10 protein-coding genes are annotated in these 12558 nt (G+C 66.5%); all 10 read left to right on the top strand.

Features of this window, described 5'->3' with window-relative positions; all coding sequences use genetic code 11:
- The gene (locus KVS69_RS12905) at positions 1 to 861 is read left to right on the top strand and encodes a RodZ domain-containing protein (protein ID WP_217538384.1); all 861 of its coding nucleotides are present in this window, start codon (positions 1 to 3) and stop codon (positions 859 to 861) included.
- A gap of 72 nt (positions 862 to 933) precedes the next feature.
- On the top strand, positions 934 to 1572 hold the full coding sequence (locus KVS69_RS12910) for a tetratricopeptide repeat protein (protein ID WP_217538386.1): 639 nt from the start codon (positions 934 to 936) through the stop codon (positions 1570 to 1572).
- Positions 1572 to 2780 (top strand): outer membrane protein assembly factor BamB, encoded by a 1209-nt coding sequence (gene bamB / locus KVS69_RS12915; protein ID WP_095364619.1) that lies wholly within the window; start codon positions 1572 to 1574, stop codon positions 2778 to 2780. Before KVS69_RS12910 ends, bamB begins: the two co-directional genes overlap by 1 nt.
- 12 nt (positions 2781 to 2792) lie before the next feature.
- The gene (der, locus tag KVS69_RS12920) at positions 2793 to 4190 is read left to right on the top strand and encodes a ribosome biogenesis GTPase Der (protein WP_068851324.1); all 1398 of its coding nucleotides are present in this window, start codon (positions 2793 to 2795) and stop codon (positions 4188 to 4190) included.
- A 92-nt stretch (positions 4191 to 4282) separates the two neighbouring features.
- A complete protein-coding gene (moeB, locus tag KVS69_RS12925; RefSeq protein ID WP_217538388.1) occupies positions 4283 to 5422 on the top strand; it encodes a molybdopterin-synthase adenylyltransferase MoeB in 1140 nt (379 codons plus the stop codon).
- A 125-nt stretch (positions 5423 to 5547) separates the two neighbouring features.
- Positions 5548 to 7374 carry a monovalent cation:proton antiporter-2 (CPA2) family protein gene (locus KVS69_RS12930; RefSeq protein ID WP_217538390.1) on the top strand — a complete coding sequence of 609 codons (1827 nt, stop codon included), beginning with the start codon at positions 5548 to 5550 and terminating at the stop codon, positions 7372 to 7374.
- Between the two features lie 111 nt (positions 7375 to 7485).
- Positions 7486 to 8361: a bifunctional methylenetetrahydrofolate dehydrogenase/methenyltetrahydrofolate cyclohydrolase FolD gene (gene folD / locus KVS69_RS12935; protein WP_217538392.1), complete on the top strand. Its 876-nt coding sequence runs from the start codon at positions 7486 to 7488 to the stop codon at positions 8359 to 8361.
- A gap of 188 nt (positions 8362 to 8549) precedes the next feature.
- Positions 8550 to 10004, top strand: coding sequence for an IMP dehydrogenase (guaB, locus tag KVS69_RS12940; RefSeq protein WP_068854633.1), 1455 nt, complete (start codon positions 8550 to 8552; stop codon positions 10002 to 10004).
- Positions 10005 to 10116: 112 nt separating this feature from the next.
- Positions 10117 to 11682, top strand: coding sequence for a glutamine-hydrolyzing GMP synthase (gene guaA, locus KVS69_RS12945; RefSeq protein WP_217538394.1), 1566 nt, complete (start codon positions 10117 to 10119; stop codon positions 11680 to 11682).
- Positions 11683 to 11983: 301 nt separating this feature from the next.
- On the top strand, positions 11984 to 12558 hold a 575-nt coding region (locus KVS69_RS12950; RefSeq protein WP_217538396.1), incomplete at its 3' end, for an integrase arm-type DNA-binding domain-containing protein.

Genomic DNA, 12558 nt, shown 5'->3' on the forward strand with positions numbered 1-12558 from the left:
GTGATTGATGACCAGACTGTGAACGCTTTTGACACCGCGGCCGGCTGTGGAGCACGTCTCCGGCAGGCGCGGGAAGCGGCAGGACTGACGCTCGAAGCAGTGGGGCAGCAGTTGCGCATGCCGGTGCAGGTGGTGAAGTCACTGGAAGCCGAGCAGTGGGATCGCCTCGGTGCGCCGGTGTTCGTCCGCGGCCAGCTCAAAAGCTATGCGCGCCTGCTCAAGGTCGACCTGGGCGATGTGCTGGACCAGGCCCACATCGGGCCGGTGGTGCCGCCGCAGCTGGTCAGCCACACCCATACCCCGCGGGCCCGCCGTATCGCCGAGAGCCTCGGCCGCCGTGCCCTGTATGTCGGCATCACCGCGGTGCTGGCCGTGCCGGTGTGGTTCGCTACACGCGGCCACTTCGACAGTGCCTCGACCACCCCCAATACCGCTTCGCTGGATGTGATTCCCGCCGCCGTACCGGTGGCGGGCACCGCACCGGCTGACCAGGCGGCGCCGGTGGTGACGCCTGCGCCGTCGACGGCGCCGTCGGCGCCTTACCTGGCCTCGTTGACCCCGGTGCCTCGGCCCACGGCCGCCGCGCCGGCGCCGGCCGGTGCGCTCAACCTGCAGTTCAAGGGCGACAGCTGGGTGGATATCGTCGCGCCCGACGGCAGCACCGTCGAGAAAGCCCTGATCAAATCAGGTGAAACCCGCGCCTTCAGCCCGGGCCAGGTGGCCCGCATGGTGCTCGGCAATGCGTCGGCGGTGGAGGTTCAGCAGGCCGGCACCATCATCGACCTTTCGCCCTACCAGCGAGCCAACGTGGCACGCTTTACGGTATCCTCTGACGGCTCCGTGGCTCCGGTTTCACACTGAGCCGCGTTTCCCGATTCATTTCGACAATCCAATTCAAACAGTCCCTCCTGACGGGCAGGGGCGAGAGTACGCATGGCGATCGACGACCTGCTCGACGAGCACGAACAAAGTGAACGCGTCCGCAGCTGGCTGCGGAAGAATGGTGTCAGCATCATCGCCGGCGTGGCGATTGCCATCGGCGGCATCGCCGGCTGGCAGTGGTGGCAGAAAGAACAGGGCAGCCACCTGGCGGGTGCCCACGGTGAGTACCAGGTGGTGCTCAAGCAGCTGGAGGACAAGAAGCTGGACGAAGCGGCCAAGGGCGTGAAGACGCTGGAAGCCGGCAAGGTCCAGGTCTACGGCGACCTCGCAGCGCTGCAGCTGGCCAAGGCGCAGGTCGATGCAGGCAAGAACGAGGAGGCCCTGGCCACCCTTCGTGCCATCAAGGCCGACCCGGAATACAAGGCGGCGATCGACCAGCGCATTGCGCGCCTGCTGATCGCCACCGGCAAGAACGATGAAGCCATCACGCTGCTGGGCAGTGCCACCGACAGTGCGAGCCTGGAAATCCATGGCGACGCCTTGATGGCGCTGGGCAAGCGTGACGAAGCCCGCGGGCAGTATGAGAAGGCGCTCAAGACGCTGGATGTGGCAGCGCCCCAACGGCGCGTGCTGGAAACCAAAGTGATGGATGCCGGTGGCACCGTCACCGAGCCTGCGGAGTCGGTGTAATGAAGCAGATGGTCATGATCAAGCGCGTAGCCACCCTGGTGTTGATGGGCGTGGCGTTGTCCGGCTGCACCACCGTCAAGGGCTGGTTCGCCGGCAAGGACGCGGAGGCCAAGAAGGCGCTGGAACCGGCAGAGCTGGTCAAGTTCGAGCCGACCGCCAAGGTCGACCGGATCTGGAGCACCAACCTGGGCAAGGGCGAGAAGCGCATCGGCGTGCGCCAGGGCCCGGTCGTGGCCGATGGCCGCGTGTACGCGGCCGCGATCACCGGCGGCGTGCATGCGCTGGACCTGCAGACCGGCAAGACGGTCTGGACCTACGAGCCGGCCAAGGTCAAGAAGCAGCCCAAGCTGCGTCTGTCCGGTGGCCCGGGCGTCGGCGAAGGCCTGGTGGTGATCGGTACGCTGGATGGTCAGGTCATCGCGCTGGACGCCAACGACGGCAGCGAAAAGTGGCGCGCCAAGGTGCCGGGCGAAGTGATCGCCGCGCCGGCGATCGCCCAGGGCATCGTGTTCGTGCGCAGCAACGATGGCCGGGTGACCGCCTTCGATGCCGGCAACGGCACCCAGAAGTGGTTCAACCCGCGTGAGCTGCCCATGCTGACCGTGCGCGGCAACGCGCCGGTGGTGGCCGGCCCGGGCGTGCTGTTCATCGGCAACGATGACGGCAGCGTGGCCGCGCTGGGCATGCAGGACGGCCGTACCGTGTGGGACCAGATGGTCTCCAACGGTGAAGGCCGCACCGAGCTGGAGCGCATGTCCGATGTGGACGGCGCGCCGGTGCTGGAAGGCAACACCCTGTTCGTGAGCAGCTTCAAGAACCAGACCATGGCGATCGAAGGCCCGACCGGCCGCCCGCTGTGGGCACGTGACCATGGCGGCGCCGGTGGCGTGGCCCTGACCTCGGGCAATGTGATCGTCACCGACAACAAGGGCGGCGTGTTCGGCCTGGACAAGGCCAGCGGCAGCGCCATGTGGTCGCAGACCGGCCTGGCCCGTCGCTCGCTGACCGGGCCGGCCATCCACGGCGATTACGTTGTGGTGGGTGACTACAAGGGTTATCTGCACTGGTTGCGGACAGACAATGGTGAACTGGCCGCGCGCGCCAAGAGTGGCGGCGATGCCCTGCTGGCGCAGCCGGTGGTCGCCGATGGGATTCTGCTGGTGCAGAACGTTGATGGAAAGCTGACCGCATTCCGGTTGGCACAATAAGGAGTTACCGCGATGCTGCCCTTGGTCGCCCTGGTTGGACGGCCGAACGTCGGCAAGTCCACCATCTTCAATGCGCTGACCCGTACCCGTGACGCCCTGGTCCATGACCAGCCCGGCGTCACCCGGGACCGCAACTATGGTGTTTGCCGTCTGGACGAGGACAACCCGTTCCTCGTCGTCGACACGGGCGGTATCTCGGAGGATGACGAAGGCCTGGCCGGCGCAACCGCCGACCAGGCACGTGCTGCCGCCGGCGAAGCCGATCTGATCCTGTTCGTGGTGGATGCCCGTGACGGGACCTCCGCGCTGGATGACGAGATCCTGTCGTGGCTGCGCAAGCTGTCGCGGCCGACCCTGCTGTTGATCAACAAGATCGATGGCACCAACGAAGACACCGTGCGCGCGGAATTCGCCCGCTACGGGTTCAGCGAAATGCTGACCGTGTCCGCTGCCCACCGCCAGGGCCTGGACGACCTGCTTGAAGAAGTGGTCCAGCGCCTGCCCGAAGAGGGCAGCGGCGAGGAGATGGACAACGATCCGAACCGGATGCGCATTGCCTTCGTCGGCCGCCCCAACGTGGGCAAGTCGACCCTGGTCAACCGCATTCTCGGCGAAGAACGGATGATCGCCTCGGAAGTGCCCGGCACCACCCGCGACTCGATCGCGGTGGACCTGGAGCGTGACGGCCGCGAATACCGCCTGATCGACACCGCCGGCCTGCGTCGCCGCGGCCGGGTCGAAGAGGTGGTGGAAAAGTTCAGCGTCATCAAGACCCTGCAGGCCATCGAGCAGTGCCAGGTGGCGGTGCTGATGCTGGACGCCAGCGAAGGCGTGACCGACCAGGACGCTACCGTGCTGGGCGCGGTGCTGGATGCCGGCCGCGCGTTGGTGGTGGCGATCAACAAGTGGGATGGCCTGACCGATTACCAGCGCGAACAGGCCGAAGCGCTGGTCTCGCGCAAGCTCGGCTTCGTGCCGTGGGCTGAAACGGTGCGCATCTCGGCCAAGCACGGCTCGGGCCTGCGCGAGCTGTTCCGTGCGATCCACCAGGCGCATGCCTCGGCGACCCACGAGTTCAGCACCAGCGAAGTCAACAAGGCGCTGGAAATCGCCTACGAGACCAACCCGCCGCCGGCGATCCGTGGTCACGTGTCCAAGCTGCGTTACGTGCACCCGGGCGGCTCCAATCCGCCGACCTTCATCGTGCACGGCACGCGGCTGAAGGAGCTGCCGGAGTCGTACAAGCGCTACCTGGAAAACTTCTTCCGCAAGCGTTTCAAGCTGATCGGCACGCCGGTACAGTTCATCTTCCGCGAGGGTGCCAACCCGTACGAAGGCAAGAAGAACGTGCTGAGCGAGCGTCAGATCGCCAAGAAGAAGCGCCTGATCAAGCACGTCAAGGGCCGCTGAAGCCCGTGGCGTCCCGGCACACCGGGACGCCATCCCACGGTAGCGACACGCTACGCGTGTCCCAGCCGGACCCAACCCGCCCATAATGGGCCATGACCGCAATACCCGAACTCAGCCCCGAGCACGCCCGCCAACGCACCCTCCACGGCGCGCTGCTGATCGACGTGCGTGAACCGCACGAGCGCGCTACCGGCATGGCCGAGGGCGCAAGGGGAATCGCGCAGGGCGATCTCCTGAGCGAAGCCAGCACGCAGCTCCCGGCGCTTGACCGCGAGATCCTGCTGATCTGCCAGAGCGGCAAGCGCTCCATGGAAGCGGCGCAGGCCCTGCTCGATCTCGGCTACACCCACATCGCGTCCGTCCACGGCGGCACCACTGCCTGGCGTGCTGCCGCGCTGCCACTCGTGCAGCCGCTGCAGAGCGACGGCGAGCGCGATTTCAACGAACGCTACTCACGCCACCTGCTGCTGCCGCAGGTCGGCGTTGCCGGCCAGCAGGCGCTGCTCGGCGCCCGGGTACTGCTGCTTGGCGCGGGCGGGCTTGGCTCGCCGGCCGCCTTCTACCTCGCCGCCGCCGGGGTAGGGCACCTGCGCATCGCCGACGACGACGTGGTGGAGCGCAGCAACCTGCAGCGGCAGATCCTGCATACCGACGCCAGCATCGGCGAACCCAAGGTGCAGTCGGCCCGCGCGCGGCTGCTGGCGCTCAACCCCCGGCTGGACGTGGAAGCGGTGCAGGAGCGGGTGACCTCGGACAACATCGACGCGCTGCTCGACGGCGTGGACGTGGTGCTGGACGGGTCGGACAACTTCCCGCTGCGCTACCTGCTCAACGATGCCTGCATCCAGCACGCGATCCCGCTGGTCTACGGCGCGGTGGAGCGTTTCACCGGCCAGGTGTCGGTATTCGACGCCGGCCGCCATCGCGGACAGGCGCCGTGCTACCGCTGCCTGTTCCCCGAGCCGCCGCCGCCGGAGTTCGCGCCCAACTGTGCCGAGGCCGGGGTGCTGGGCGTGCTGCCGGGCATGGTCGGCCTGCTGCAGGCCACGGAAGTGCTCAAGCTGCTGCTTGGGATCGGTGAGCCGCTGGTGGGGCGGCTGCTGACGTTCGACGCGCTGGGCATGCGTTTCCGTGAGATCCGCCTGGGGCCGGACCCCGCCTGCCCGCTGTGCGCGTCCGGGCAGGCGTTCCCGGGTTACATCGACTACGCCGCATTCTGCGCAGGTCCGTAGGACGATATGGCGATTTACTGACCGATCGTTCCATTCCCGGCACGATCCTGCGCACCTGCGTGCTATGTCCCTGCATCAACTTGTCCTATCGTGATGGCTGATCGGAGTTGCAAGGAACAAACCGCATGGCGGTGGAAGCAGGTGCCAGTGAACTGGTGAAAGTAGTCGCCCTGCTGGGTGCGGCAGTGGTGATGGTGCCGTTGTTCCGCCGGCTGGGATTGGGCTCGGTGCTGGGCTACTTCGCGGCCGGGCTGGCGATCGGTCCGTTCGGCTTCGGCTGGTTCTCCGATCCGCAGGCGATCCTGCATACGGCCGAACTGGGCGTGGTGATGTTCCTGTTCGTGATCGGACTGGAAATGCGGCCTTCGCACCTGTGGAGCCTGCGCAGGGAAATCTTCGGGCTGGGCACGCTGCAGATCGTGGTCTGCGGTGCGGTGCTCACCGGCGTGTGCATGCTGTTCGGTTTCCCGCTACCGGTGGCCTTCATCGGTGCGGCCGGTTTCGTGCTGACCTCCACGGCCGTGGTGATGCAGCTGCTGGCCGAGCGCGGTGATATCGCGCTGCCGTCCGGGCAGAAGATCGTCTCGATCCTGTTGTTCGAGGACCTGCTGATCGTGCCGCTGCTGGCAGTGGTCGCCTTCATGGCGCCGGTGCAGGCCGATGCCGGTACCGGCTCGCGCTGGATCAGCGTGGCCATCGCCGCCGGCGCGATCATCGGGCTGGTGCTGGTGGGCCGCTTCCTGCTCAACCCGCTGTTCCGCATCCTGGCCGCCGCCAAGGCGCGCGAGGTGATGACCGCCGCCGCATTGCTGGTGGTGCTGGGCGCGGCGCTGCTGATGCAGCTGGGCGGGCTGTCGATGGCAATGGGCGCGTTCCTGGCCGGCGTGCTGCTCAGCGAATCCACCTTCCGCCACCAGATCGAAGCCGACATCGAACCGTTCCGCGGCATCCTGCTCGGGCTGTTCTTCCTCAGCGTGGGCATGGCGCTGGACCTGACCGTGGTGGCCAACAACTGGCCGCTGATCGTGTCCGGCGTGCTGGCGCTGATGCTGGCCAAGGCGGTGTGCATCTACACCGTGGCGCGCATCCTGGGCAGCGACCACCGGCAGGCGCTGGATCGTGGCGTGGTGATGGCACAGGGCGGCGAATTCGCCTTCGTGCTGTTCTCGGCCGCCGCTGCTGCCGGTGTCATCGGTATCGAGGTCAACGCCAACCTGACCGCCATCGTGGTGCTGTCGATGGCGCTCACCCCGCTGTTCGTGCTGCTGCACGACAAGCTGATGCCGGCGCGGGAAGTCTCGCTGGAAGGCGTGGACACCGCAGAGGGCATGTCCGGCAGCGTGCTGATGATCGGCTTCGGCCGCTTCGGCCAGGTGGCCAGCCAGTCGCTGCTGGCCCGCGACGTGGACGTGACCATCATCGACAACGACGTGGACATGATTCACAACGCCGAGCGCTTCGGCTTCAAGATCTACTACGGCGACGGCACCCGGCTGGACGTGCTGCATGCATCGGGCGCGGCCACCGCGCGCGCGATCGCGGTGTGCGTCAACAACGCGCAGGATGCCGACCGCATCGTCGAACTGGTCGCGCACGAGTTCCCGCAGGCCAAGCTGCTGGTGCGTTCGTTCGATCGTGAGCACTCGCTGCGCCTGATCCACGCCGGGGTGGACTTCCAGATCCGCGAAACCTTCGAATCCGCGCTGATGTTCGGCCAGGCCGCGCTGGTCGAGCTGGGCGCCGACGAGGACGACGCACGCGACATCGCCGAGCAGATCCGCGAACGCGACGCCGAGCGCTTCGAGCTGGAAATGGCCGGCGGCGACCTGCGTGCCGGTGCGCACATGGTGTTCGGCAGCGCGCTGCCGGGCGTGCCCACGCCGACCCCGTTCACCGCGCCCAAGCGCAAGGCACGCACCCTCAACGCCGACGAAGTGCCGGAAGAAGAATGACGCGCGTGAGCGCGACCGCAGCGTAGGGCCGGGCCATGCCCGGCTGTGACGGTGTTCGGCGGCACGTTAATCGGGGACAATACCCTTCCGCCGCCGCACGCCCCGCATTCGATGAACGATTCCGCCCCCCGTCATTCCGCCCGCATCCTGGACGGACGCCGCATCGCCGAAGACCTGCTGGACAGCCTGAAGGTGCGCGTAGACGCCCGCCTGGCGGCCGGTGGCAGCCGGCCGGGGCTGGCCGTGGTGCTGGTGGGCGGCGACCCGGCCTCGACGGTGTATGTGCGCAACAAGCGCCGTGCCGCCGAAAAGGTCGGGATCGAGGCGTTCGATTACGACCTGCCGGCCGGCACCGGTGAAGCCGCGCTGCTGACCCTGATCGACCAGCTCAATGCGGACCCGAAGATCCACGGCATCCTGGTCCAGCTGCCGCTGCCGGGGATCCCCGACGCCAGCCGCCTGATCCACCGCATCGACCCACGCAAGGACGTGGACGGCTTCCACCCGGAGAACGTCGGCCACCTGGCCCTGCGCGAATTCGGCCTGCGCCCGTGCACCCCGCGTGGCATCACCACGCTGCTGGGCCATACCGACCAGCCGGTGCGCGGCCGCAACGCCACCATCGTCGGCGTGAGCAACCACGTGGGCCGGCCGATGGGCCTGGAGCTGCTGATCGCCGGCTGCACCGTCACCAGCTGCCACAAGTTCACCCCCAAGGACGTGCTGGAGCAGTCGGTGCGCAATGCAGACATCCTGGTGGTAGCGGTAGGTCGCCCCGGCATCGTGCCGGGCGAGTGGGTCAAGCCGGGCGCGGTGGTCATCGACGTGGGCATCAACCGCCTGGACGATGGCCGCCTGGTCGGCGACGTGGGCTTCGAGGCGGCGGCCGCACGGGCCAGCTGGATCACCCCGGTGCCGGGCGGGGTAGGGCCGATGACCGTCGCTACGCTGATGCAGAACACGATAGAAGCCGCCGAAGCATCCTGACGCCGGGACGCCGTGGCGACCAACGGTCGTCACCTACCGGTAGCGCACGACCGTTGGTCGTGCGGCCCGGCCGCCGAACCGCTGCATGAACGCGCTGCGCCGGCGCGACACAGCGTCGCATCCGCCCCCTGCCCAACGGGGCGAAATCAGGGTAAAATGTCGCGCTTCCCCACATCTCGGGTATGCCGATGCTGCGCATCCAGGCTGAAGCACTGACTTACGACGACGTCTCGCTCGTCCCCGCCCATTCCATCATCCTGCCCAAGGATGTCACCCTGGAAACGCGCCTGACGCGCGACCTGCGGCTGAAGCTTCCGATCCTGTCGGCTGCCATGGATACCGTCACCGAAGCACGCCTGGCCATCGCCATGGCCCAGCTCGGCGGCATGGGCATCATCCACAAGAACCTGAGCGTGGACCAGCAGGCCGCCGAAGTGGCCAAGGTCAAGAAGTTCGAAGCGGGTGTCATCCGCGACCCGATCACGGTCGGCCCGGAAACCACCATCCGCGACGTGCTGGCGCTGACCCAGGCGCGCAACATCTCCGGCGTGCCGGTGGTCGATGGCGGCCAGCTGGTGGGCATCGTGACCCACCGCGACATGCGCTTTGAAACCGAGCTGGACGATCCGGTCCGCCACATCATGACCAAGAAGGATCGCCTGATCACGGTCAAGGAAGGCGCCGCGTCCGAGGAAGTGCTGCAGCTGCTGCATCGCAACCGCATCGAAAAGATCCTGGTGGTCAACGATGATTTCGCCCTGCGCGGCCTGATCACCGTCAAGGACATCCAGAAGAACACCGATTACCCCAACGCCGCCAAGGACGTCGCCACGCGCCTGCTGGTGGGTGCCGCGGTGGGCGTCGGCGGCGATACCGATCGCCGCGTCGAAGCGCTGGTCGCTGCCGGCGTGGACGTGCTGGTGGTGGACACCGCGCACGGCCATTCGCAGGGCGTGCTGGACCGCGTCAGCTGGGTCAAGAAGCACTTCCCGCAGGTGCAGGTCGTGGGTGGCAACATCTGCACCGGCGAAGCCGCACTGGCGCTGCTGGACAGCGGCGCGGACGCGGTCAAGGTCGGCATCGGCCCGGGCTCGATCTGCACCACCCGCGTGGTCGCCGGTGTCGGCGTGCCGCAGATCACCGCCATCGACCTGGTGGCCGAAGCGCTGCAGGACCGCATCCCGCTGATCGCCGACGGTGGCATCCGCTACTCCGGCGACATCGGCAAGGCGCTGGCCGCCGGTGCATCGACCATCATGATCGGCGGCCTGCTGGCCGGTACCGAGGAATCGCCCGGTGAAACCGAGCTGTTCCAGGGCCGTTCGTACAAGAGCTACCGCGGCATGGGTTCGCTGGCGGCGATGGAGAAGGGGTCCAAGGACCGCTACTTCCAGGATGCTTCCAGTGCCGACAAGCTGGTGCCCGAAGGCATCGAAGGCCGCGTGCCGTATCGCGGCCCGGTCGGCGGCATCATCCACCAGCTGATGGGTGGCCTGCGCGCCACCATGGGCTACGTGGGCTGCGGCACCATCGAAGACATGCGCAGCAAGCCGAAGTTCGTCAAGATCAGCGGCGCCGGCCAGCGTGAGAGCCACGTCCATGACGTGCAGATCACCAAAGAACCGCCGAACTACCGCGCCTGACGCGGCATGAGCGAAGAGGAACGAGGAAGCTGATTCCCGTTCCTCTTTCTCTATCTGCCATTCGTTGCCTGATTTTCGTTTCTCCGTTTTCCATCCAGCATTGCCGGGCGCCATGACCAACATCCATAACGACAAGATCCTCATCCTCGATTTCGGCGCGCAGTACACCCAGCTGATCGCGCGCCGCATCCGCGAGCTCGGCGTGTACTGCGAAATCTGGGCGTGGGATCACAACCCGGCGGACATCGCCGCGTTCGGCGCCAAGGGCATCATCCTGTCTGGCGGCCCCGAATCCACCACGCTGCCGGGCGCGCCGGCCGCGCCGCAGGAAGTGTTCGACAGCGGGCTGCCGATCTTCGGCATCTGCTATGGCATGCAGACCCTGGCCGCACAGCTCGGCGGCGCTACCGAAGCGGCCGACCAGCGCGAGTTCGGCCATGCCGAAGTCAACGTCGTGCACCCGGACGCGCTGTTCAAGGGCCTGAGCGACCACGGCGGCGAGCCGAAATTGAATGTGTGGATGAGCCACGGCGACCACGTTTCGGTGGCGCCCCCGGGCTTCACCATCACCGCCACCACCGATCGCATCCCCGTGGCCGCGATGGCCAACGAGGAAAAGCGCTGGTACGGCGTGCAGTTCCACCCGGAAGTGACCCACACCCTGCAGGGCCAGGCGCTGCTGCGCCGCTTCGTGGTGGACGTATGCGGCTGCCAGACGCTGTGGACCGCGGCCAACATCATCGACGACCAGATCGCGCGCGTGCGCGAGCAGGTGGGCGATGATGAAGTGATCCTGGGCCTTTCCGGCGGCGTCGATTCGTCGGTGGTTGCCGCGCTGCTGCACAAGGCGATCGGCGACAAGCTGACCTGCGTGTTCGTCGACACCGGCCTGCTGCGCTGGCAGGAAGGCGACCAGGTGATGGCGATGTTCGCCGAGCACATGGGCGTCAAGGTGATCCGCGTCAACGCCGCCGACCGCTACTTCGCCAAGCTGGAAGGCGTGAGCGATCCGGAAGCCAAGCGCAAGATCATCGGCAACCTGTTCGTGGACATCTTCGACGAAGAGTCCAACAAGCTCAGCAACGCCAAGTGGCTGGCGCAGGGCACCATCTACCCCGACGTGATCGAGTCGGCCGGCAGCAAGACCGGCAAGGCCCACGTGATCAAGAGCCACCACAACGTCGGCGGCCTGCCCGAGCACATGAAGCTGGGCCTGGTGGAACCGCTGCGCGAGTTGTTCAAGGACGAAGTGCGCCGCCTCGGCGTCGAACTCGGCCTGCCGCGCAGCATGGTCTACCGCCATCCGTTCCCGGGCCCGGGCCTGGGCGTGCGCATCCTGGGCGAAGTGAAGCGTGAGTACGCCGAGCTGCTGGCCAAGGCCGATGCGATCTTCATCGATGAGCTGCGCAAGGCCGACCTGTACGACAAGACCAGCCAGGCCTTCGCGGTGTTCCTGCCGGTGAAGTCGGTGGGCGTGGTGGGCGACGCGCGTGCGTATGAGTGGGTGATCGCGCTGCGTGCGGTGGAAACCATCGATTTCATGACCGCGCACTGGGCGCACCTGCCTTATGAGTTCCTGGGCACGGTGAGCAACCGGATCATCAATGAACTGCGTGGCGTCTCGCGCGTGGTCTACGACATTTCCGGCAAGCCGCCGGCAACCATCGAGTGGGAGTGAAATCAGGTCCTTCGGGGACTATTGCCAGCTATCGAAAGTCTGTCATAACGTATTGATTTAGAAAGAAATACGTCACGGCAGCTATCGGTGACTATCGCCGGCCAGCAGAACAGGTTGGCGGTAGAACTGACGGTACGAACCGGGGGCCGGATTAAGACCCTCCCGTTTACTATCCAGACTAAACCGGTCTTTGACGGTAAAAGTCTCCTCGGGAAAGCTTGTTTCATGCGGCTTTCCGAGCATCAGCAGGTCTCCTGGCCCCTGACGGTAAAAGCCGTCACGAACAGGAGGAAAAACCTCGATGCTTACCGACACCGCACTGCGCAATCTCAAGCCTAAGCCCAAGACTTATAAGGCTTTTGACCGCGATGGCATGTACGTGACGGTATCGCCCGTCGGTACCGTCACCTTCCGCTACGATTACCGTCTCAACGGCCGCCGTGAGACGCTGACCATCGGCCGCTACGGTCCGGCGGGCATTTCGCTGGCGATGGCCCGCGAAAAGCTGATCGACGCCAAGAAGGCCGTCGCTCAGGGCAAGTCCCCCGCGCTGGAGAAGCAGCGCGAGAAGCGCCGCCTGACCGCCGCCAAGACTTTTGGCGACGTGACCGAGAAGTGGCTGGCCGGAGCACGGATGGCCGACAGCACCAAGGCGATGCGCAAGAGCATCGTCGATCGGGACATCCTGCCGGCGTTCCAGAACCGGCAGCTCAACGAAATCGCGGCCGATGACCTGCGCGCCCTCTGCAACAAGGTGAAGGCGCGCGGCGCGCCTGCCACCGCGGTCCACATCCGTGACATCGTGAAGCAGGTCTACGCCTTCGCCATCGTGCACGTCGAGAAGGTGGACAACCCGTCCGATGACGTGGGCGCGGC

Origin of the sequence: Stenotrophomonas sp. GbtcB23, assembly GCF_019091045.1 — a bacterium.
In the GTDB taxonomy this organism is placed as follows: domain Bacteria; phylum Pseudomonadota; class Gammaproteobacteria; order Xanthomonadales; family Xanthomonadaceae; genus Stenotrophomonas; species Stenotrophomonas rhizophila_A.

What these genes read in the sequence shown, in the direction of transcription:
- KVS69_RS12910 (WP_217538386.1), top strand. Translation starts at nt 934, where the DNA reads ATGGCGATCGACGACCTGCTCGACGAGCACGAACAAAGTGAACGCGTC.
- guaA (WP_217538394.1), top strand. Translation starts at nt 10,117, where the DNA reads ATGACCAACATCCATAACGACAAGATCCTCATCCTCGATTTCGGCGCG.
- KVS69_RS12930 (WP_217538390.1), top strand. Translation starts at nt 5,548, where the DNA reads ATGGCGGTGGAAGCAGGTGCCAGTGAACTGGTGAAAGTAGTCGCCCTG.
- bamB (WP_095364619.1), top strand. Translation starts at nt 1,572, where the DNA reads ATGAAGCAGATGGTCATGATCAAGCGCGTAGCCACCCTGGTGTTGATG.
- moeB (WP_217538388.1), top strand. Translation starts at nt 4,283, where the DNA reads ATGACCGCAATACCCGAACTCAGCCCCGAGCACGCCCGCCAACGCACC.
- guaB (WP_068854633.1), top strand. Translation starts at nt 8,550, where the DNA reads ATGCTGCGCATCCAGGCTGAAGCACTGACTTACGACGACGTCTCGCTC.
- folD (WP_217538392.1), top strand. Translation starts at nt 7,486, where the DNA reads ATGAACGATTCCGCCCCCCGTCATTCCGCCCGCATCCTGGACGGACGC.
- der (WP_068851324.1), top strand. Translation starts at nt 2,793, where the DNA reads ATGCTGCCCTTGGTCGCCCTGGTTGGACGGCCGAACGTCGGCAAGTCC.